This is a genomic window from Pseudonocardia spirodelae, assembly GCF_037727765.1.
Classification (GTDB): Bacteria; Actinomycetota; Actinomycetes; order Mycobacteriales; family Pseudonocardiaceae; genus Pseudonocardia; species Pseudonocardia spirodelae.
In genome coordinates this window covers 37,886-56,898 of sequence record NZ_JBBJUP010000003.1, presented here as the reverse complement: position 1 = coordinate 56,898, position 19,013 = coordinate 37,886, and the positions used below count along the sequence as shown (strand labels likewise).

General features: G+C 76.0%; 24 protein-coding genes. 18 read left to right on the top strand and 6 right to left on the bottom strand.

Annotated features, from left to right (window positions below; translation table 11 throughout):
* Nucleotides 1–8 precede the first annotated feature (8 nt).
* Nucleotides 9–767, bottom strand: a complete 759-nt coding sequence (locus tag WJX68_RS04365; protein ID WP_340286283.1) for a SpoIIAA family protein — start codon at nucleotides 765–767, stop codon at nucleotides 9–11.
* A 187-nt stretch (nucleotides 768–954) separates the two neighbouring features.
* On the opposite strand from WJX68_RS04365, the gene WJX68_RS04360 reads away from it, so the two are divergent.
* The 10 genes from WJX68_RS04360 (at nucleotide 955) to WJX68_RS04315 (ending at nucleotide 7,978) form a co-directional block, all read left to right on the top strand.
* Nucleotides 955–1,527 (top strand): Rv1733c family protein, encoded by a 573-nt coding sequence (locus tag WJX68_RS04360; RefSeq protein ID WP_340286282.1) that lies wholly within the window; start codon nucleotides 955–957, stop codon nucleotides 1,525–1,527.
* Nucleotides 1,528–1,533: 6 nt separating this feature from the next.
* Nucleotides 1,534–2,556 (top strand): zinc-dependent alcohol dehydrogenase family protein, encoded by a 1,023-nt coding sequence (locus tag WJX68_RS04355; RefSeq protein WP_340286281.1) that lies wholly within the window; start codon nucleotides 1,534–1,536, stop codon nucleotides 2,554–2,556.
* A gap of 82 nt (nucleotides 2,557–2,638) precedes the next feature.
* Nucleotides 2,639–3,475, top strand: a complete 837-nt coding sequence (locus tag WJX68_RS04350) for a universal stress protein (protein WP_340286280.1) — start codon at nucleotides 2,639–2,641, stop codon at nucleotides 3,473–3,475.
* The gene (locus tag WJX68_RS04345) at nucleotides 3,472–3,900 is read left to right on the top strand and encodes a CBS domain-containing protein (RefSeq protein ID WP_340286279.1); all 429 of its coding nucleotides are present in this window, start codon (nucleotides 3,472–3,474) and stop codon (nucleotides 3,898–3,900) included. The genes WJX68_RS04350 and WJX68_RS04345 overlap by 4 nt, the downstream gene beginning before the upstream one ends.
* Before the next feature lie 192 nt (nucleotides 3,901–4,092).
* Entirely contained in the window at nucleotides 4,093–4,290 is a 198-nt protein-coding gene (locus tag WJX68_RS04340; protein WP_340286278.1) for a hypothetical protein, read from the top strand.
* A gap of 218 nt (nucleotides 4,291–4,508) precedes the next feature.
* A complete protein-coding gene (locus tag WJX68_RS04335) occupies nucleotides 4,509–4,796 on the top strand; it encodes an FmdB family zinc ribbon protein (RefSeq protein ID WP_340286277.1) in 288 nt (95 codons plus the stop codon).
* A gap of 37 nt (nucleotides 4,797–4,833) precedes the next feature.
* Nucleotides 4,834–6,090, top strand: a complete 1,257-nt coding sequence (fmdA, locus tag WJX68_RS04330; RefSeq protein ID WP_340286276.1) for a formamidase — start codon at nucleotides 4,834–4,836, stop codon at nucleotides 6,088–6,090.
* Between the two features lie 7 nt (nucleotides 6,091–6,097).
* On the top strand, nucleotides 6,098–6,748 hold the full coding sequence (locus tag WJX68_RS04325) for an AmiS/UreI family transporter (protein WP_340286275.1): 651 nt from the start codon (nucleotides 6,098–6,100) through the stop codon (nucleotides 6,746–6,748).
* A 108-nt stretch (nucleotides 6,749–6,856) separates the two neighbouring features.
* The gene (locus WJX68_RS04320; protein WP_340286274.1) at nucleotides 6,857–7,429 is read left to right on the top strand and encodes a GAF domain-containing protein; all 573 of its coding nucleotides are present in this window, start codon (nucleotides 6,857–6,859) and stop codon (nucleotides 7,427–7,429) included.
* Nucleotides 7,430–7,666: 237 nt separating this feature from the next.
* The gene (locus tag WJX68_RS04315) at nucleotides 7,667–7,978 is read left to right on the top strand and encodes a hypothetical protein (RefSeq protein ID WP_340286273.1); all 312 of its coding nucleotides are present in this window, start codon (nucleotides 7,667–7,669) and stop codon (nucleotides 7,976–7,978) included.
* 9 nt (nucleotides 7,979–7,987) lie between these two features.
* Here WJX68_RS04315 and WJX68_RS04310 read toward each other — a convergent pair whose 3' ends face one another.
* Nucleotides 7,988–8,857 (bottom strand): MarR family transcriptional regulator, encoded by an 870-nt coding sequence (locus tag WJX68_RS04310; protein ID WP_340286272.1) that lies wholly within the window; start codon nucleotides 8,855–8,857, stop codon nucleotides 7,988–7,990.
* The gene (locus WJX68_RS04305) at nucleotides 8,854–9,267 is read right to left on the bottom strand and encodes a hypothetical protein (protein ID WP_340286271.1); all 414 of its coding nucleotides are present in this window, start codon (nucleotides 9,265–9,267) and stop codon (nucleotides 8,854–8,856) included. The genes WJX68_RS04310 and WJX68_RS04305 overlap by 4 nt, the downstream gene beginning before the upstream one ends.
* A 329-nt stretch (nucleotides 9,268–9,596) precedes the next feature.
* Here WJX68_RS04305 and WJX68_RS04300 point away from each other — a divergent pair, with 329 nt between their 5' ends.
* Nucleotides 9,597–9,788 (top strand): hypothetical protein, encoded by a 192-nt coding sequence (locus WJX68_RS04300; protein ID WP_340286270.1) that lies wholly within the window; start codon nucleotides 9,597–9,599, stop codon nucleotides 9,786–9,788.
* A gap of 19 nt (nucleotides 9,789–9,807) precedes the next feature.
* On the opposite strand, the gene WJX68_RS04295 is transcribed toward WJX68_RS04300, so the two are convergent.
* Together WJX68_RS04295 and WJX68_RS04290 are read right to left on the bottom strand one after the other, a co-directional pair.
* Nucleotides 9,808–10,314, bottom strand: coding sequence for a MarR family winged helix-turn-helix transcriptional regulator (locus WJX68_RS04295; RefSeq protein WP_340286269.1), 507 nt, complete (start codon nucleotides 10,312–10,314; stop codon nucleotides 9,808–9,810).
* Nucleotides 10,315–10,456: 142 nt separating this feature from the next.
* Nucleotides 10,457–11,662: an acetyl-CoA C-acetyltransferase gene (locus tag WJX68_RS04290; protein ID WP_340286268.1), complete on the bottom strand. Its 1,206-nt coding sequence runs from the start codon at nucleotides 11,660–11,662 to the stop codon at nucleotides 10,457–10,459.
* Between the two features lie 104 nt (nucleotides 11,663–11,766).
* Between WJX68_RS04290 and WJX68_RS04285 the strand changes: the two genes are divergently transcribed.
* The 7 genes from WJX68_RS04285 (at nucleotide 11,767) to WJX68_RS04255 (ending at nucleotide 18,650) form a co-directional block, all read left to right on the top strand.
* Nucleotides 11,767–12,687, top strand: coding sequence for a LysR family transcriptional regulator (locus tag WJX68_RS04285; protein ID WP_340286267.1), 921 nt, complete (start codon nucleotides 11,767–11,769; stop codon nucleotides 12,685–12,687).
* 36 nt (nucleotides 12,688–12,723) lie between these two features.
* A complete protein-coding gene (locus tag WJX68_RS04280; RefSeq protein WP_340286266.1) occupies nucleotides 12,724–13,857 on the top strand; it encodes a TetR family transcriptional regulator in 1,134 nt (377 codons plus the stop codon).
* Nucleotides 13,858–13,945: 88 nt separating this feature from the next.
* A complete protein-coding gene (locus WJX68_RS04275; RefSeq protein ID WP_340286265.1) occupies nucleotides 13,946–14,905 on the top strand; it encodes an MBL fold metallo-hydrolase in 960 nt (319 codons plus the stop codon).
* Between the two features lie 27 nt (nucleotides 14,906–14,932).
* Nucleotides 14,933–16,564: an FAD-dependent monooxygenase gene (locus WJX68_RS04270; RefSeq protein ID WP_340286264.1), complete on the top strand. Its 1,632-nt coding sequence runs from the start codon at nucleotides 14,933–14,935 to the stop codon at nucleotides 16,562–16,564.
* Entirely contained in the window at nucleotides 16,539–17,738 is a 1,200-nt protein-coding gene (locus tag WJX68_RS04265; RefSeq protein ID WP_340286263.1) for a homogentisate 1,2-dioxygenase, read from the top strand. The genes WJX68_RS04270 and WJX68_RS04265 overlap by 26 nt, the downstream gene beginning before the upstream one ends.
* Nucleotides 17,739–18,078: 340 nt before the next feature.
* Nucleotides 18,079–18,276, top strand: a complete 198-nt coding sequence (locus WJX68_RS04260; RefSeq protein WP_340286262.1) for a hypothetical protein — start codon at nucleotides 18,079–18,081, stop codon at nucleotides 18,274–18,276.
* A complete protein-coding gene (locus tag WJX68_RS04255; protein ID WP_340286261.1) occupies nucleotides 18,273–18,650 on the top strand; it encodes a DUF2795 domain-containing protein in 378 nt (125 codons plus the stop codon). The genes WJX68_RS04260 and WJX68_RS04255 overlap by 4 nt, the downstream gene beginning before the upstream one ends.
* Nucleotides 18,651–18,680: 30 nt before the next feature.
* Here WJX68_RS04255 and WJX68_RS04250 read toward each other — a convergent pair whose 3' ends face one another.
* Nucleotides 18,681–18,929, bottom strand: a complete 249-nt coding sequence (locus WJX68_RS04250; protein ID WP_340286260.1) for a hypothetical protein — start codon at nucleotides 18,927–18,929, stop codon at nucleotides 18,681–18,683.
* Nucleotides 18,930–19,013 lie beyond the last annotated feature (84 nt).

The window sequence follows — 19,013 nt, the reverse complement described above, 5'->3', positions numbered from 1 at the left end:
GGTGCCGTTCAGGCGTCGACGGGTGCCGGGCGCCCGGCGCCGGCCCAGGCGACGGCGGCCTCCAGGTCGCGGTGGGCGAAGTGCTTCACGCCCGGGTGCAGCAGGGTGCCCGCGACCGCGGGGGCCACCGCGGGCAGGAGCCCGTCCACGGCCAGCGCGATCCGGCGGATCCGCCGGTGCTCGTGCAGCACGAACGCGACGTGCCGGGCCGCCCCGGCGATGTTCTCCCAGCCGGGGAACGACGGTGCGGACACGACCAGGCCGGTCAGCTCCCCGTGTGCCTCGGCCCAGTCCTCGATCTCGCGGGCGAGACGGTCGAAGTCCGATGCGCGCAGCGGCCGCCCCACGTGCACGACCGCCACCCCGGTGGCGGCGGCGAGGTCGATGCTGAACCCGGCGGCCGGCAGGTCGGCGAGCCAGGCGACGGCCCGGTCCTGCTGCGACTCCGGGAAGACGGCCAGCGAGTAGGGGACCGCGACCGCGGCGAGCCGGCAGGCCAGGCGGACGGACTCGCGGTCGCTGACGACCGCGCAGCCGTCGAACAGGGGCAGCGCGCGCACCCCCAGGGTGACGTCCTCCCACAGCGCGTCCGGGGTCATCCCGTCGAACGAGTCGTCCAGGACGGCGAGCACCCGCAGCCGCCGCCCCGCGGTCCTGGCCGCGTCGAGCAGGGGGACGACGATGCCGTCGTAGTCCGCGCGGGTGATCGTGCCCGACACCCGGATGCCGTCCACACCGGGCGGGAGGTCCTCGATGGTCGTGATCATGGCGTTCCGCTCCGCTCCGGCCCGGGGCCCGGGCCACCGCCCCGACCGTCGCGCACCGGACGCCCGCCCGTCAGGCGCCCAGGTCCCGGACCGTCCGGGCCCATCGGCCCTGCGGGGACGGGCGTCGCGGCCCTGCCCCGCAGGCCCCGGGCCGTCGCATCCTCGGCGGCGCATCGGGAGGTGACCCATGGGACCGCGACACCCCGTACCGTCCGCGGCCGAACGCGACCGCCGGCGGGCCGTCCGGCTGGAGGACGCCGTCAGCCTCGTCGTCGGCGTCCTGGTCGTGGTGGCCGCCGTCGTGTCCCTCACCGTGGGGACCGCGGTGCACGACTCGACCGTGCAGCGAGCACGGGCGCAGGCGACCGACCGGGCCCCGGTCACCGCCGTCCTCGTGCACGACGTCCCGGTCTCCACGGACCGCGGCGGGTCGGACGGGCGTCCGGCCACCGTGCGCTGGACCGGCCACGACGGGCGCGAGCACGTCGGGACGACGGTGGTGGACCTGCCCGGCCCCGCCGGTGCGCCCACCCGGATCTGGACGACCGCCGACGACCGGCTGGTCCCCGCACCCGTCACCGCGGCCGACGCGGTCGGCGCGGCCGTCGTGTCGGGCATGCTCGCCGCGGTCGTGTGCGGGCTGGTGGTCCTGGCGGTCGCGTCGCTGCTGTACCGGTGGACGGCCAGCCGGTTCGCCCGGGCGTGGGAGCGGGAGTGGGCGCGGGTCGAGCCGCTGTGGACCGGCCGGACGCGGCACTGACCGGCGATGCGCGCCTGGGTCGTGGACCGGCCGGGCCCGATCGGGTCCGGGCCGCTCGTGGCGGTGGACCGCCCGGTGCCCGAGCCCGCGGCGGGGGAGGTCGGGGTGCGGGTCCTGGCCTGCGGTGTGTGCCGGACCGACCTGCACCTCGCCGAGGGCGACCTGGCGCCGCGCGGTGAGCGGGTCGTGCCCGGCCACGAGATCGTCGGCGAGGTGACCGGTCTCGGGCCGGGTGCGTCGCGGTTCCGCCCGGGCGACCGGATCGGTGCCGCCTGGCTGCGGGGGACCTGCGGCAGCTGCCGGTTCTGCCGGGCCGGCCGGGAGAACCTGTGCCCGCGGGCCCGGTTCACCGGCTGGGACGCCGACGGCGGCTACGCCGAGCACGCCGTCGTCCCGGAGGCCTGGGCCTACCGGCTGCCCGCCGACCTCGACCCGGTGACCGCGGCACCCCTGCTGTGCGCCGGCATCGTCGGCTACCGGGCGCTGCGCACGGCCGAGCTGCCCCCGGGCGGCCGCCTCGGGATCTACGGCTTTGGTGCCTCGGCGCACGTCGTGGCCCAGGTCGCGATCGCCCAGGGCGCCCGGGTGCACGTCCTGACGCGGGCCGGCACGGCCCGCAGGCTCGCGCTGGAGCTCGGCGCCGTCTCGGCCGGGCCGGCCGACGGCGTCCCGCCCGAGCCGCTCGACGCGGCGATCACCTTCGCCCCGGTGGGCGAGCTGGTGCCGGTCGCGCTGCGGGCGCTCGACGCCGGCGGGACCCTCGCCGTCGCCGGGATCCACCTGACCCCGATCCCGGAGCTGGACTACGGGCGCGAGCTGTTCCGGGAGCGGACCCTGCGCAGCGTCACCGCCCACACCCGTGCCGACGGCGAGGAGTTCCTGCGCCTGGCGACGGCGCTGCGGCTGCGGCCGCGCACCGTGCGCCGCCGCCTGCAGGACGCGGCCGCCACCCTGGCCGACCTCGCGGCCGACCGGATCACCGGTGCCGCCGTGCTCGACCCCGCCGCCGGGCCTGCGGACGGGGCGTAGGTCCCGCCCGCAGCGGGCCCTGGTGCCGACGCGCCCGGCCCGAGGTCCGGTCACCGTGGCGGGAGCCACCCCAGGAGGAGAGATGTCGTCACCCCACGCCTGCGTCGCGGTCGCCGTCGACGGCTCGGCCCGGGACCGGACCGCCGTCACCTGGGCGGCCGGCGCCGCCGCGGCCCGCGGTCTGCCGCTGCGGCTGCTGCACGTCGCAGGGCACCGTTTCGCCCGCACCGCGGCCGAGGCGGTCGACGCGGCGCAGGACCGCGCCCGCGACGTGGCCCCGGACGTGCCGGTCGAGAGCCGGGTCCTCACCGGTGACACCGTCGCCGTCCTGCGCGAGCACAGCCGCGACGCCGCCGTGCTCGTCACCGCCCCGCACACCGGTGAGCCGCTGGAGTCCTTCGGGTGGAGCACGACGGCGATGCTGTCGGTGTCCGCGACGTGCCCGCTGGTCGCGGTCCCGCCGCGGCGCGGCCCCGCCGAGACCCACGGCGCGGTCGCCGTCGGTGTGGACGGCACCGCGCTCAGCGAGGCGGCGCTCGCCTTCGCCTTCGAGCACGCCGACGCCGTCGGCGCCGACCTGGTCGCCGTCCACGCCTGGCACGACTCCGCAGCCGACCGCGTCGAGGAGGACACCGGCGGGATCGACCGCGCCGAGACCGAACGGGTCCAGCAGCGGATCCTGGCCGAGGCACTGGCGGGCTGGGGCGAGAAGTTCCCCGACGTCCGCGTACGCCGGATCGTCGCCCACGGCCCACCCCGCGCGGCGCTGCTGGCCCGGGCCGCCACCGCGCAGCTGCTCGTGGTCGGGACGGGCGGCCGTGCCGGCCTGACCGGGCTGCTGCACGGCTCGACCAGCCAGGCCCTGCTGCACGAGCTGCGGTGCCCGCTGGCGGTCGTCCGGACGGGGGTGCCGGGATGAGCGCGACCACCGGACCGGTCCGCGACGACACCGCCGTGCGCGCCATCATGCGCGGCCCGCTCGCCGAGATCGACTGGGACACCAGCCTGCGCGACGCCGCGCGCGAGCTGACCTCCGGCGAGATCGGCCTGCTCGTCGTGGTGCGTCGCCGCACCACCGTCGGCGTGCTGTCGGAGCGGGACCTCACCGGTGCGCTCGCCGCCGGCCTGGACCCGGACGACACCATCGCCCTCGACGTGATGACCACCGAGATCGTCTCGGTGGATGCCGAGGACCGCGTCCGGGAGGCCGCCGAGGCGATGCTGGAGGCCGGGACCCGCCACCTCCTGGTGACCCGGGCCGGGGTGCCAGCGGGGATCCTGTCCATGCGCGACGTCCTCGACGCGGTGGTCGTGCAGATCCGGCTGCTGTCCGCGCAGCCCTGAGCCCGCGCGCCCGGCCGGTCTCTCGGATCCCGAGAGTCCAGCCGGCCGTGAGGTTCGCGCGGCGTGAAAGCCGTTCCCGACGCTTCTCATCCGGTATTGCTCCGCAGGGACGTCGAACCGGGGCGGCGCCGGGCGGGACCCTCGATGCACAGTCCCGGCCACCAGGGCCGGGCCCGTCGGGGGAGCGACCCGATGCCGAACGACGTCGAGACCCGGTTGTGCGAGCGGTGCTGGGTGATGATCCCGCCGGGGCGGCCGTGCCTGGTGGCGCACCACCCGGACCCGTCCTACCCGCTGCTGCGCACGCCGCGCAGCTTCCGGCACCTGCGTGACGACCCCTCCTGCACGGGCACGCAGGACCACGGCGCCGCGGCGGACCCCGCCGCCTGAGCCCCCGGCACGCCGGGTGGGACCCGGCGTGCACCCGGTCGCCCGGCTGCCGGGTCCCGGTGCGTCCGCTCCCCGGCGCACCGTGGCCCGGCGTCGGCGTTCCCCCTTCCCCCGGGCCGCGGGACCTTCGTCCCCGGTTCCCGGGCCTGTGGTCGGTGTCGGCTCCCACCGGCCGCGAGGACCGTGCCGCGTGCACGACAGGTCCGAGGGAGGTCGCGATGATCGTCTACCAGTTCGGGTGCCCGGATCACGGGCCGTTCGACGTCCGCCTGCCGCTGGGGTCCGCCCCGGCCCGGCACCCGTGCCCGGACTGCGGGCTCGGTGCCGTGCGGCGGTGGTCGACCACCCCGCTGGTCGGCGACGCCCGCGCGCGACGGACCGCGGTGCTCGACCACTGCGAGCGCTCCCGGACCGAGCCCGAGGTGGTCCACCGGCTGCCCGGGCGACCCGCGCACGGACGGCGGCCCGCCCCGTCGCCCGCGACGGCGCACCTCCCACGGCCGTGACCACGGCCGTCCCACCACCGCAGGAGCTCTGATCACCATGCCCACCACTGTGTTCCCGCTCGACTCGGGCAAGCGCTTCACCGAACAGCGGATCGTCGGCCACAACCGGTGGCATCCGGACATCCCGGCGCTGGTCCAGGTACGGCCCGGCGACACGTTCCGGGTCGACTGCCGGGAGTGGTTCGACGGCGCGATCCACAACGACGACTCCGCCGACGACATCCTCAACGCCCCGCTCGCCGGGGTGCACGTGCTGTCCGGGCCGATCTCGGTGCTCGGCGCCGAGCCGGGTGACCTGCTGATCGTCGACATCCTCGACGTCGGCCCGATCCCGCAGGAGGACACCGGGCCGCTGGCCGGGCAGGGCTGGGGCTACACCGGGGTGTTCGCCACCCGCAACGGCGGAGGCTTCCTCACCGAGCAGTTCCCCGACGCCTACAAGGTGATCTGGGACTTCCGCGGCGGCGTCGCCACCTCCCGGCACGTCCCCGGGGTGTCGTTCACCGGGATCGTGCACCCGGGCCTGATGGGCACCGCGCCCTCGGCGGAGCTGCTGCGCCGGTGGAACGCCCGCGAGCAGGCGCTCATCGACACCGACCCGCAGCGCGTCCCGCCGCTGGCGCTGCCGCCGAACCCGGACTCCGCGATCCTCGGCGACCTGACCGGCGGCGAGTTCGACCGGGTCGCCGCGGAGGCCGCGCGCACCGCACCGCCCCGGGAGAACGGCGGCAACCAGGACATCAAGAACCTGACGAAGGGCAGCCGCGTCTTCTACCCGGTGTTCGTCGAGGGCGCGAAGCTGTCGATGGGTGACCTGCACTTCTCCCAGGGCGACGGCGAGATCACCTTCTGCGGGGCGATCGAGATGGGCGGGTTCATGGACCTGCACGTCGACGTCATCAAGGACGGGATGGCGAAGTACGGGGTGAGCGAGAACGCGGTGTTCATGCCCGGGCGCACCGACCCGCAGTACAGCGAGTGGCTGGCGTTCTCCGGCACCTCGGTGACCCTGGCCGGGGAGCAGCGCTACCTGGACTCGCACCTGTCCTACCAGCGGGCCTGCCTGCACGCGATCGACTACCTGCAGCAGTTCGGCTACTCCGACATCCAGGCCTACATGATCCTGGGGGCGGCGCCGATCGAGGGCCGGCTCTCGGGCGTGGTGGACATCCCGAACTCGTGCTCGACGGTGTACATCCCGACCGAGATCTTCGACCTGGACGTCCGCCCGGCGAAGGACGGACCGACCCGGATCGACCCGGGACCGGGCGTCCCGACGGCCTCGGCGAGGTGAGCCGGTCATGGGATCGGTCGGGCTGCTGTACGTCGGGGCCGTCCTGTTCGTGAACGGCCTCATGCTGCTGGGGCTGGTCGAGGGCCGGGCGGCGGCCCCGATCAACCTGTTCGTCGGGGCGCTGCAGGTGCTGACCCCGACGCTGCTGATCGTCGGGGCGGACGGGGACCGGGCGCAGATCCTGGCCGCGTCCGGGCTCTACCTGTTCGGGTTCACCTACCTCTACGTCGGCATCGGCCAGCTCGCCCGGCTCGACAGCACCGGGGTCGGCTGGTTCTCGCTGTTCGTCGCCGTCGCCGCCGTCGGCTACTCGTGGGCGAACTTCACGATCGCCGGTGACGCGGCGTTCGGGGTGATCTGGCTGTACTGGGCGTTCCTGTGGGGTCTGTTCTTCGTCCTGCTGGGGCTCAAGCGCGACCGGATCGCCCGCTTCACCGGCTGGGTCACGGTCGTGCAGGCCTGGGTGACCGCGGCGATCCCGGCGTTCACGCTGCTCACCGTGGGCGCGCTGCCGGGCTGGTCGGCGGTGGCGCTGGCGGTGTTCGGGGTGGTCGTGTTCGGCGCGCTCGCGCTGGCGACGATCCCGCGCCGGCCGGGTACGGAGCCGGCACCGGCCGCACAGCACAGGACCGGACGGACGGGGGCACCCGCCGCCTGAGAGCCGGGTGCGGCCCATCGCCCCCGGGCCGCACCCGGTGCGGGGCGTAACGGCGCCGGACCGCGCCGCGAGTCCCCCCGAACGGGGACGCCGACGGAGGTGCGGGTCGTGGACAGGGGAACCACGGTCGATCGCACGACGACGCCGGCGCGCGAGTGGCTGCGCGACCGGCTCGACCGCGACGTCGAGGGCGGTGTGCGCGCCCTGCTCGGGTCGATGACCGAGCGGCTGGCGGTCGCGGCGGGCACCGCCGCCACCCTGCGGATGCTGTCGGCCGACGGTGAGTGGCTGCTCCCGCTCACCGCCCACCACCCCGACCCGGGGCTGACCGCCGCGATGACCGCGACGATGGACGCGACCGCCCAGCGCAGCCGGATCGGGCTGTGGCGCCCGGTGGTGGAGGAGCGGTGCCCGGTCCGCTACCGCGTCGAGAGCGGTCACCCGCCCCCGGAGACCTCGCCGGAGCAGCTCCGGTTCCTGCAGCGGTTCCCGATCACCGCGGTGGTGGGGGTGCCGGTCGTGTACCGCGACCGCCTCCTCGGGGGTGCCGCCCTGGTCCGCTTCGCCGCGGACCAGGCCTTCGGCGACGCCGAGGAGGCGTTGCTGACCGACTTCGCCCGGCGGGTCGGGATCCTGCTCGGTGCGCTCGACGAGTGCGCGGGGTCCGCCCGGGACCGGTGAATCTCGGGCCCGGAGACTCTCGGGAGGCGCGAGATCCGCGGCGCGCGATTCTCCGGCGGAACTGCTCCGCCCGGCCCACGAGGACCGCGCCCGCGGGCCGACATGCTGGGGGCCCGCCCCGGCACCACCGGGGACGACGCCGGAGGTGGCCGTGCGCGAGGAACTCCAGACCCGACCGGACGAGCTGCGGTGCCCGCCGCGGCGGACGGGGGCGGGCCGGTGACCGTCGCGGGAACGGTGCCCCTGACCCGTCCCGCGCGGCCGCCCGCCGCCGCGCCCGCCGGCAGCGCGCGACCGCGCCGGCGGGCGTCGGCGGTCGTCGTGCCGCGGCCGGTCCCGCCGCGCCGCGAGGCCGTCCTGCGGGCGGCACGGCCGGTGCTGGCGGGCCTGGCGTTCCCGGCCCAGCGCTGGCAGGTGCTGGCCGAGGCCGACGCGTGGGGCGCACCGGGCGTGCTGCGACGGCTGCTCGTGGACCTGCCGGTGGGCGAGTACGCCGACCTGTCGGCCGTGCTGGAGGCCGCGCTGCGCACGCCCCGCCGGCTGCGCTGAGGCCCGCGGTCAGGACCGGGACGCGCGACCCTGCTGACCCGCCGGCGTCGCGCCGTGGCCCCGCAGGGCCGTGCGGCTGCGCAGCGCGGCGGTGACCGCCTCCAGGGTCGCCGCGACGTCCTGCGCGTGCGCCGAGGTCCCCTCGGCGACCCGGTCGATGCCCGACAGCAGCAGGTCGAGCACCGGACGGACGCGGTCCTGTGCGCCCGGGGCCAGGGTCACCAGGGTGCTGCGCCGGTCCGCCGGGTTGTCGACGCGTTCGACCAGCCCGGCGGACTCCAGCTGGTCGATGACGGCGGTGACGCTCGACGAGCTCAGCCCCAGCCTGCGGGCGATCGCGCTGGGGGTGCGGGGGCCGCGGGTCACGAGCTCCTCCAGCGCCGAGACCCCGCTGACCCCGACCCCGAGCACGTCCGCGGCCGCGTCGCGGTAGGCCTCGGTGGCGGCGATGACGTCGCGCAGCCGCGCGGCGAGGGTCAGTGTCCGGTGGGCCAGGTGCTGCTCGACGGTGACGTCCGACGCCGCGACCATGACGCGGTCGGGGCTCACCCGCACGAAGCGCAGCTCGACCTGCCGCCCGTCGCCCGCGGCCGGTGCGACGACGATGCGCCGGCCCGGGTGCAGCGGCCCGAGCCGCTCGCGGTGGGCGGTGAGCGTCGCCGCGAGTCCGGGGGCGAGCCGGTCGAGGACCCCGGTGACGCCCTCGAGGGTCTCCCCGGGGCGCAGCGCGGGGGCGAGCATCCGGGCGGCCGCCGGGTTGATGCGGCGCACCCGGCCGTCGTCGTGGGTCTCGATCAGCCCGACCGGACACTGGTAGAAGAACTGCAGCAGGTCCTGCAGCTCCTCCGCGGCGTCCGCGGGCACCGGGTCGGAGGTCACCTCGGCCGGATCGCCAGGTAGCGGCGGTCCGCGCCGGCGGCCGCGAGCAGCCGCAGCCGGACCGGCGTCGGGCGCATCCGGAAGGTGAACACGTAGTCCATCTCCAGGTCGAGGTCCCCGCCGGCGTGGAAGAGCTCGGCGACGAGGTAGTTGTTGATGCACGGGGCGACCTCGACGAACAGGTCGCGCCCCAGCACGCGGTCGCGGCGGATGCCCGCGCGCTCGGACTCGTAGCGGTTGTACCCGACGATCCGGTCGTCGGGCCCGATGGTGATCACGCCGAAGTCGAGCAGGTCCGACTCCTCGGTGTCGCGGCCGTCGAGCCACGCCAGGAGATCGGTCGCGGAGAATGTCGGGAAAAGCGGCGTGTCGACCGCGGGAATCGACGCGCGATGCTCGTGGTCGGTCATCGGACCACGATAGGTCCCGCCCGTCGCGGCCGGTGGTGACCAAAGACCCGCAACACGTCGGTCGTTCGCCTCGTCCGGAACGTTCCGGTCGGAACGGGCAGCTCGGCGGGGGCGGGCGGGCACGTCGGACCGTGCCGGGACCGGTCGTGTGCGGGGACGGAACCGTTCTCCACGAGAAATCCGGGGGCCGAACAAAAGGAACGGTCCGTGCCCTTTCCCGGGGGCGCGCCGCGGTTACCGTGGAACGGACCGGAGAGCGGAGGTGTGTCGTGTCGGAAACGACGTACGGGACGGATCGGCGTGCGGTGTCGCCGCGCGCCCTCGTGCGGATGGCCGATCTGCTGCTGGCGTCGCCGGACCGCGGGCCGATCTGCGACCGGCTGGCCCTCGGGCACCGGCCCGACGCCGCGGGGGTCTGCGGCCACCCCGCGCACGCCGACCTGCCGGAGCGCCACCCGTGCTCGCTGGTGCGGCTGGTGACCCTGGTCGAGCGGCTCGGCCGCGCGCGCGACGCCGCCTGAGCCCCGCCACCGCCGGCCGTCAGGCGTGCCCGGCGGTGTCGGGGGCGGCGTCCGGCTCGCCGTTCCCGACCCGGCGGGCGAGGTCGCGGGTCACGGCGTCGGGGTCGGCCACCCGCTGCAGCAGCGACGCCGCGATGCCGGCCAGCACCTCGGTGAACTCCCGGACGTGCTCGGGGCGGGCGTGCTGGACCGCGGCCAGGATGTCCTCGGTGAACATGTCGAACATCGCCGCGATGGCCCGGCGCCCCTCCGGGGTGAGCACGATCAGGACGCTGCGCCGGTCGGTCGGGTGCCGTTCGCGCCGGGCGAGCCCGGCCGCGGTCAGGCGGTCGAGCAGCGAGGTGACGCTGGCCGAGGCGATCCCGAGCCGGATCACCAGCGCCGACGGCGGCAGCGGGCCGCGGTGGTAGAGCTCCCCGAGCGCCGCGGCCTCGAGGACACCGACGCCGAGCGCCGCGGCCTCGGCCCGCCGGTACTCGTCGGTGGCGACGATGACGTTGCGCAGCTGCACGGCCATCCGATCCATGTGCGCCTCCCGTGGTCGCCGACGCTACGACTCCCGGCGCCGGCGGCCCAGGGCCGGACGGCGGAGATCGCCCGGGACCCTCGGCCGTGGTCGGCGTCGGCGATCTCCGCTCCGGCCGGTCCGCGCCCGGGCGGCCGGTCGGTCAGACGCGTTCGAAGACCGCGGCCAGGCCCTGCCCGCCGCCGATGCACATCGTCTCCAGCCCGTAGCGGGCATCACGACGCACCATCTCCCGCGACAGCGTGGCCAGGATCCGCCCACCGGTCGCCCCGACCGGGTGCCCCATCGAGATCCCCGACCCGTGCACGTTGGTGCGCTCGAAATCGGCGTCGGTGAACTTCCACTCCCGCGTGCACGCCAGGACCTGCGCGGCGAACGCCTCGTTCAGCTCGATCAGGTCCATGTCGGCCAGCGTCAACCCCGCCCCCGCCAGCGCCGTGGCCGTCGCCGGGACCGGGCCGATACCCATCGTCTTCGGCGCGACCCCGCCCAACCCCCAGGACACGACCCGCACCAGCGGCCGCAACCCCAGCTCCGCGGCCGTGTCCGGGCTGGTCACCACACACACCGCGGCACCGTCGTTCTGCCCCGAGGCGTTACCCGCGGTCACCGTCGCGTCCGGGTCGTCACGACCCAGGATCGGACGCAACCTCGCCAACTTGTCCACCGTGGAGTCCGGGCGGACGTGCTCGTCACGCTCCACCACGGTGTCGCCCTTGCGGCCGGGCACCGTCACCGCGACGATCTCCTCGTCGAACACCCCCGCCGCCTGCGCCGCCGCCGCCCGCTGGTGCGACCGCACCGCGTACTCGTCCTGCTCGCCGCGGCCGATCCCGTAGTCGCGGCGCAGGTTCTCCGCGGTCTCCAGCATCCCGCCCGGCACCGGGAAGCGCACCCCGCCCGCGGTCACCCGGCCCCGGGCCAGCGAGTCGTTCAACGTGACCGCACCCGCGGCACCCCAGCGCATCCCGGTCGAGTAGAACGACGCCCCCGACATCGACTCCGCCCCACCGGCCAGCACCACCTCCGCCGCACCCGTACGGACCTGCATCGCCGCGTAGAGCACCGCCTGCAGCCCCGACCCGCACCGGCGGTCGATCTGGATACCCCCCGCGGTCACCGGCAGGCCCGCGTCCAGCGCGGCGACCCGCCCGATCGCCGGCGCGTCCATCGACGGGTAACAGTGCCCCAGCACCACATCGTCGACGACCCCGCCGTCGAGCCCGGTCCGCTCCATCACCGCACCGATCACCGTCGCGGCCAGGGAATGGGCCGCCACATCACGCAACGACCCCCCGAACCCACCCACCGGGGTCCGCACCGGCTCACAGATCACCGCATCACGCATGGCTCTTCTCCCGCTCCCGGGCGCCGCGCCCGCGCCCCTGCACGCTACGACCCGGATCTGATATTCGGAAATACACGTCCGCGCCCCATCGATACCGTGGAAGTATGAGTGGGGTGGAACTGCGGCACCTGCGCTACTTCGTCGCCGTGGCCGAGGAGCTGCACTTCGGGCGCGCCGCGCAGCGGCTCGCCATGGCGCAGCCGCCGCTGTCCACCCAGATCCGCCGGCTGGAGGCCGAGCTCGGCACCGACCTGCTGCGCCGCACCACGCGACGGGTCGAGCTGACCGAGGCGGGGCGCGCCTACCTGCACCGTGCCCGGGCGGTCCTCGACGCGGTCGCCGCCGCCGAGGCCGAGGCCCGGCGGATCGGTTCCGGGCTGCAGGGCAGCCTGGTCGTCGGCTGCGTCGGCTCGGCGACGTACACCCTGCTGCCCCGCTTCGCCCGCACCCTGCGCGACCGCCTCCCGTCGGTGGCCGTCGCCTTCCGCGGCGAGATGCTCGTGCCGGACCAGGTCGAGGCCCTGGCCGAGGGCCGGATGGACATCGGGCTGCTGCGCCCGCCGCCGGCCGAACCGTGGCTCGACCTGTGCCCGCTGCGCCGCGACCCGCTCGTGGTGCTCGCCCCCGCCGGGCACCCGTTCACGGCCCGGCGCCGGGTGACGGTGCAGGACCTGCGCACCGCCGAGCTCGTCGCGCACGCCGGCGCCCGCGGGTCGTCGATGCACGCGCTCGTGGTCGGCATGTGCGCGGAGGCGGGGTTCGACGCGCCGATCGCACACGAGGTCGTGGAGACCTCCACGATGGTCACCTTCGTCGCGGCCGGGCTCGGGGTGGCGGTCGTGCCCGAGCCCGCCGCGGCGCTCGCCCTGCCGGGGGTCGTCGCGCTGCCCTTCCTCGGGCCCGGCGACGAGCCGGTGTCCATCGAGCTCACGGCCGCGACGCGCGCGGCCGACCGCAGCCCGCTCGTCGACCGCGCCCTCGCGGTGCTGCGCGAGCTCGCCGGCGGCGCGGACCGGATCGGTTGAGGCTATCGTCTCCCATCGGAGAAAAACGGAGGCGCCGTGCCGAGACAGGTGGACCACGACCGTCGCCGGGCCGACATCGCCCGGGCGGCCTGGGAGCTGATGGCCGAGCGCGGCCCCGCCGGTACGACCCTGCGCGAGGTCGGCGCCGCGCTCGGGATGGCGAACGGCGCCGTGCGCCACTACTTCCCCGGCAAGGACGCGGTCGTCGAGGCCGCCTACCGGCACGGCGTCGACGCCGCGGAGGCACGGATCGAGCGGGCGGTGCGCGGGGCGAGCGGGCTCGCCGCGCTCCGCGCGCTGGCCGTCGCGGTGCTGGGCGCCCCCGGCGCGGACGTGCCGGGGGTACCGCCGGTCGCCGTCGAGGCGGCGGTGCGCCGGCGCGACCGGATCGCCGCCCTCCTCGACCGGGCGCGCGCCGACGGCGAGGTCCGCACACCGTGGCCGACCCCGGTGCTGGTGGAGCAGCTGCTGGCCCTGCTGGCGGGCACCCGCGCCGTCGCGCCGGCCCCCGGGCAGGGTCCGGACCTGCGCGGACAGGTGATCGAGGCGTTCCTGTCCGGGCTGGGCCGCGACGGCGGGGCCCCGGACCGCCCGCCGGCCCCCGAGCCCGGCCGGGACGGGGCCGGGGAGCCGGACGGGCCGCCCCCGGACCCGCCGTCGGGGTTCCTCGCCTTCGCCGGGACCGCCCTGGACCGCACGGCCGAGCGGATGCCCGAGACCGACCGCGCGTCGATGACGCTGGTCCTGCTCCTGCACCGGGTCGCGAGCTCGCTGGTCTACGACCTCGAGTCGACGGTGCACCGGCCCGCGGGCTGGAGCTGGTCGGCGTTCCGGATGCTGTTCACGGTGTGGATCGCCGGGGAGCAGGAGGCCGGGCGGGTCGCCGGGCTGTGCGGGATGAGCCGCGCCGCCGTCTCGAGCCTGGCCAACACCCTGGCTGCCGCCGGGCTGGTGGAGCGGCGGCCCGCGCCGCGCGACCGCCGGATGGTGCACCTCTCGCTCACCACCGAGGGCCGCCGGCGCCTGGAGGAGGCGTTCCGGAGGCACAACCGGCGCGAGTCGGAGTGGGCCGCGCTGCTGCCGGACGGCGACCTGGAGGTGCTCAACGACCTGCTCGGACGGCTCGCCCGCGCCGCCCAGCAGGCGGACTGGGTCAAGCGGCGGTCCTGAGCCGGGGCTGGTGCTCGGGCCCGCGCGGGCCTACCCTCGGTGAGAGAACTTCAATGTTTGATCGTTCGCTCGCCGGAAGGACTCCGAGATGGCCAGGTCGTTCGCCTCCTCCGCCGACACCGCGGCCAAGGAGCAGACCCTCGAGGTGCTCGCCGACGGGGTCTACGCCCTCACCGCCGAGGGCGACCCGAACATCGGCGCGATCGAGGGGGAGGACTTCCTCGTCTGCTTCGAGGCGCTGGCCACCCCGGTCGCCGCCGCGAAGTGGCTGGCCCGGCTGCGCGAGCACACCGACAAGCCCGTCCGGTACCTGGTGCTCAGCCACTACCACGCCGTGCGCGTGCTGGGCGCGAGCGCGTTCGACGCGCAGACCGTCGTCGCCCACGAGACCACCGCGGCGCTCATCGCCGAGCGCGGCGAGCAGGACTGGGCCAGCGAGTTCGCGCGGATGCCGCGCCTGGCCGAGGCCGCGGACTCGGTGCCCGGCCTGACCTGGCCGACCCTGACCTTCGCCGACCGGATGACCATCGACCTGGGCGGTGACCGCGGCGAGCTCGTCCTGCAGCACCACGGCCGCGGGCACACCGAGGGCGACATCACCGCCTGGCTGCCGCGCCGGCGCATCCTGTTCGCCGGCGACCTCGTCGAGGCCCGGGCCGCGCTCTACACCGGCGACGCGTTCCACCGCGAGTGGGCGGGCGCCACCCTCGACCGGCTCGCCGCGCTGGAGGCCGAGCAGCTCGTCGGCGGGCGCGGCGCGGTCAGCCGCGGCCGGGCCGAGGTCGACGCCGCGATCGCACAGACCCGCTCGTTCCTGCAGGTCATGCTGCGCGAGGTCGCCGCCGTCCAGCAGCGGGGCGGCACGCTCGCCGAGGCCTTCGCGGCGACCCACGCGGCCCTGGTCGACGACTACGGCCACTGGCCGATCTTCGAGCACTGCCTGCCCTTCGACGTCTCCCGGCTGTGGGACGAGCTGTCCGGGATCGAGCGGCCCGTCATCTGGACCGCCGAGCGCGACCAGGAGGTCTGGGCCCTCCTGCAGGGCTGACCGGCCGACGACCACCGAGGAGCCGCGATGACCACACCGGTGTGGCCGCTGCCGCCCGTGCTGGTGCTCGGGGCGGGCCCGGTCGGGCAGACCACCGCCCTGCTGCTCGCCCGCCACGGCGTGCCGTCCGTCGTGCTGGACCGGCGCCCGGAGCGCGACGTCACCGGCTCCCGGGCCATCTGCCAGCAGCGCGACGTCCTCGACGTCTGGGAGTCCGTCGGCGCCGGCCGCCGGATCGCCGACGAGGGCGTCACCTGGACCACCGCGCGGACCTTCCACCGCGGCGCCGAGCTGTTCAGCCAGACCTTCCCCGAGGCGGGGTGCCCCGCGTTCCCCCCGTTCGTGAACCTGTCCCAGGCCCGCACCGAGCAGATCCTCGACGAGTGCATCGCCGCGCAGCCGCTGATCGACGTGCGGTGGGGCCACGACGTCGTCGGGATCGAGCAGGGCCCGCGGGGCGTGCGCGTGACGCCGGCCGGGGGCGGCGCCGTCGACGGGTCGTTCCTCGTCGTGTGCGCCGGGGCCCGCAGCGACGCGCTGCGCGCCCTGCTCGGCGTCTCCTTCGACGGGCACAGCTTCGACGACCGCTTCCTGATCTGCGACGTGCGCGCCGACCTGCCCGGGCGGGCGGACGAGCGGCACTTCCACTTCGACCCGGAGTGGAACCCCGGCCGCCAGGTGCTCATCCACCCCTGCCCGGACTCGACGTTCCGCATCGACTGGCAGGTCCCGGCCGGCTACGACCTGGCCGCCGAGACGGCGTCCGGGGCGCTGGACGACCGGGTCCGGCGGATCGTCGGCGACGGCGGCCACGAGATCGTCTGGTCCTCGGTCTACCGGTTCCACTCCCGCGTCGCGGACCGGATGCGCCGCGGTCGGGTCCTGCTCGCCGGCGACGCCGCGCACCTGGTGTCGCCCTTCGGCGCCCGCGGGCTGAACTCCGGCGTCGCCGACGCCGAGAACGCCGCGTGGAAGATCGCCTGGGTCGGGTACGGCCGCGCGCCGGAGTCGCTGCTGGAGAGCTACCACGCCGAGCGGCACGCCGCGGCGGTGGAGAACGTCGCGGTCACCACGGCGACGATGGACTTCCTGGTCCCGCAGGACGCCGGCCGGGCCCGGGTGCGCGCCGACGTGCTGGCCCGCGCGGCCGACGACCCGGCGGCCCGCGAGCGGGTCGACTCCGGCCGCCTGGCCGAGCCGTTCTGGTACGTCGGGTCGGACCTGACCACCCCCGATCCCCGCCGGCCGTTCGCCGGGCGGCCACCGCGCGGCCGGGTGCCCGCGGCCGGCCCCGGCGTGCTCGTCCCGGACGCACCCGTGACCGGGCCGGACGGGGTGCGGCGGCTGCGCGCGCTGGCCCGCGACGGGTTCCTGCTCCTGGCCGGGGCGGCCGTGGACCCCGACGTCGGCCGCGGCGCCGCGGACGGGGTGCCCGGACCGGTGCGGGTGCTCGCCGTCGCCGACCTCGACGACGGCGAGCTCACCGCGGCGCTGGGCGCGCGGCCCGACGACGTGTGGGTGATCCGCCCGGACGCCCACGTCGCCGCCGTGCTCGCCGCCCCCGGCCACGACATGCTCAGGGCCGCGCTCGACCGTGCGCGCGGCTGCACCACGCCGATCGAGAGGACCCGCGATGGCGTACTACCGACGGGCCGGTGACGTCCCGCCCAAGCGCCACACCCAGCACCGCCGCCCCGACGGCGCGCTCTACCGCGAGGAGCTGATGGGGGAGGAGGGCTTCTCCTCGGACTCCTCGCTGCTCTACCACGTGGGCGTGCCGTCGGCGATCGTCGACGCGACCCCCTGGGACCCGGGCGACCAGTCGCTGACGGAGAACCGGCCGCTCATCCCGCGGCACCTGAAGCTGCACGAGCTCGGGTCCCCGGACTGGAAGGCCGTCGACGCCGTCACCGGGCGCCGGCTGGTGCTCGGCAACGCCGACGTGCGGATCTCCTACGTCGTGGCCGGGGAGACGAGCCCGCTCTACCGCAACGCCGTGGGCGACGAGGTCGTCTACGTCGAGTCCGGCGCCGCGACCGTCGAGACGGTGTTCGGCCCGCTGGCCGCGGTGCAGGGCGACTACGTCGTGCTCCCGCGCGCCACCACCCACCGCTGGGTGCCGACCGGGTCGGAACCGCTGCGGGCCTACGCGATCGAGGCGACCTCGCACATCGCGCCGCCGAAGCGCTACCTGTCGCGCTACGGGCAGCTGCTCGAGCACGCCCCGTACTGCGAGCGGGACCTGCACGGCCCCGGGGACCCGGTGGTGGTCGAGGAGACCGACGTCGAGCTGCTGGTCAAGCACCGCGGCGGGCCGCACGGCGTCACCGGCACCCGCTACGTGGTGCCGACCCACCCGTTCGACGTCGTCGGCTGGGACGGCTGCCTCTACCCGTACACCTTCAACGTCGCCGACTTCGAGCCGATCACCGGGCGCGTGCACCAGCCGCCGCCGGTGCACCAGGTGTTCGAGGGCGCCAACTTCGTGATCTGCAACTTCGTGCCGCGCAAGGTCGACTACCACCCGCTCGCGGTGCCGGTGCCCTACTACCACGCCAACGTCGACTCCGACGAGGTCATGTTCTACTGCGGCGGCGACTACGAGGCCCGCAAGGGCTCGGGCATCGGGCAGGGCTCGATCAGCCTGCACCCGGGCGGGCACAGCCACGGCCCGCAGCCCGGGGCGACCGAGCGGGCGCTGGGGGCGGAGTCCTTCGACGAGCTCGCCGTCATGGTCGACACGTTCCGCCCGCTGGGCCTCGGCGAGGGCGGACTCGCGAGCGAGGACCCGGGCTACGCGTGGAGCTGGGCGGGACGGGGCCCCGGACGCTGAGGTGTCCGGGCCGGGGGCGGGTGCACCCGTCGGGGCGGCCGGAGAGTGGTTGATCGTCGCCGGGCCGGGTAGCCGACGGGCACAGCCGGTTCGGGGGCCCGGGCCCCGGCCGGCCCAGGCCCCGCCGGTGCAGGCCCCGCCGCCGGTGGGGCCGCCCCCACCCGGTCTCTCGGTTCCCGAGAATGGAGCCGGGCATGAGATTCGGCGGGCGTGAAGAGTGTCCCGGACGATTCCTCCCGGAATTTGCTCCGGAAGGTCCTCGAATCGATTCGCCGACCGCCGCGACCCTGGATCGTACCGTTCCGGCCACCAGGGCCGGGCCCGTCGGGGGAGCGACCCGATGCCGAACGACGTCGAGACCCGGTTGTGCGAGCGGTGCTGGGCGGCGATCCCGCCGAGGCGGCCGTGCCTGGTGGCGCACCACCCGGACCCGTCCCATCCGCTGCTGCGCACGCCGCGCAGCTTCCGGCACCTGCGCGACGACCCGTCGTGCACGGGCTCGCAGGAGCCCACCACACCGACGGAGCCCGGCGCGTGACCGCCCGGCCCGTGCCCGCCCTGGTGATCCTGCCCGGGGGACGGGCCGGTGGCCCGCGCAGCGTCCCGGGTGCCGCGCCGTCCCGGCCGCTCGCGCGCAGGCCGCTGGCCGTGGTGCGCGACGCCGCGGACCTGCGGGCCGTGCCCGACGAACCCGACCCCCAGGACCGTCTGGACCGGCATCTGCGCTGGTCCCTGCACCAGGTCCTGGCCGGGCTCGACTTCCCGGTGCCCCGCTGGCGGATCATCGCCGAGGCCGACGCCTGGGGCGTGAGCGGCCCGGTCCGCCGGCTCCTCACCTCGCTGCCCGAGGGCAGCTACGCCGGTGTCCACACCGTCGTCGGCGAGGTCCGGCGCGCCCGCCCGTCGTCCTGAGCGGTGCGCGCCCGCGGCGGAGCGGCCCGCTCAGCGGTCGCCGAGCAGGTAGGTGACCAGCCGTGTCATCAGCGCGTGACCGCCGAGCCGGTGCCCGAACTCCTCCCACGCCTCCAGTTCCTGCACGAGCAGCTCACCGACCGGGCCGGGGTAGGACGCGGCCGCCCGCATCGCGGCCGCCCGCATCCGCATCCGTTCGTGGTTGGGCATCTCGCCGGTCGGGGCCGCGCCGGGACCGTCGCCGAGATCGGGGGAGCATTCCGGGAAATGGTGCTGCACCCGTTCATCGTGCGTTCCGCGACGGCCCCGGGATCAGGGCCGACCGGAGCAAGAAGGGACGAAGAATGGTGGCGGCCGCCTCTC

Bases quoted from the DNA above. Each gene is read 5' to 3' on its own strand.
- WJX68_RS04365 (WP_340286283.1), bottom strand. From the start codon at position 767: ATGATCACGACCATCGAGGACCTCCCGCCCGGTGTGGACGGCATCCGG.
- WJX68_RS04360 (WP_340286282.1), top strand. From the start codon at position 955: ATGGGACCGCGACACCCCGTACCGTCCGCGGCCGAACGCGACCGCCGG.
- WJX68_RS04355 (WP_340286281.1), top strand. From the start codon at position 1,534: ATGCGCGCCTGGGTCGTGGACCGGCCGGGCCCGATCGGGTCCGGGCCG.
- WJX68_RS04350 (WP_340286280.1), top strand. From the start codon at position 2,639: ATGTCGTCACCCCACGCCTGCGTCGCGGTCGCCGTCGACGGCTCGGCC.
- WJX68_RS04345 (WP_340286279.1), top strand. From the start codon at position 3,472: ATGAGCGCGACCACCGGACCGGTCCGCGACGACACCGCCGTGCGCGCC.
- WJX68_RS04340 (WP_340286278.1), top strand. From the start codon at position 4,093: ATGCCGAACGACGTCGAGACCCGGTTGTGCGAGCGGTGCTGGGTGATG.
- WJX68_RS04335 (WP_340286277.1), top strand. From the start codon at position 4,509: ATGATCGTCTACCAGTTCGGGTGCCCGGATCACGGGCCGTTCGACGTC.
- fmdA (WP_340286276.1), top strand. From the start codon at position 4,834: ATGCCCACCACTGTGTTCCCGCTCGACTCGGGCAAGCGCTTCACCGAA.
- WJX68_RS04325 (WP_340286275.1), top strand. From the start codon at position 6,098: ATGGGATCGGTCGGGCTGCTGTACGTCGGGGCCGTCCTGTTCGTGAAC.
- WJX68_RS04305 (WP_340286271.1), bottom strand. From the start codon at position 9,267: ATGACCGACCACGAGCATCGCGCGTCGATTCCCGCGGTCGACACGCCG.
- WJX68_RS04300 (WP_340286270.1), top strand. From the start codon at position 9,597: ATGGCCGATCTGCTGCTGGCGTCGCCGGACCGCGGGCCGATCTGCGAC.
- WJX68_RS04295 (WP_340286269.1), bottom strand. From the start codon at position 10,314: ATGGATCGGATGGCCGTGCAGCTGCGCAACGTCATCGTCGCCACCGAC.
- WJX68_RS04290 (WP_340286268.1), bottom strand. From the start codon at position 11,662: ATGCGTGATGCGGTGATCTGTGAGCCGGTGCGGACCCCGGTGGGTGGG.
- WJX68_RS04285 (WP_340286267.1), top strand. From the start codon at position 11,767: ATGAGTGGGGTGGAACTGCGGCACCTGCGCTACTTCGTCGCCGTGGCC.
- WJX68_RS04275 (WP_340286265.1), top strand. From the start codon at position 13,946: ATGGCCAGGTCGTTCGCCTCCTCCGCCGACACCGCGGCCAAGGAGCAG.
- WJX68_RS04270 (WP_340286264.1), top strand. From the start codon at position 14,933: ATGACCACACCGGTGTGGCCGCTGCCGCCCGTGCTGGTGCTCGGGGCG.
- WJX68_RS04265 (WP_340286263.1), top strand. From the start codon at position 16,539: ATGGCGTACTACCGACGGGCCGGTGACGTCCCGCCCAAGCGCCACACC.
- WJX68_RS04260 (WP_340286262.1), top strand. From the start codon at position 18,079: ATGCCGAACGACGTCGAGACCCGGTTGTGCGAGCGGTGCTGGGCGGCG.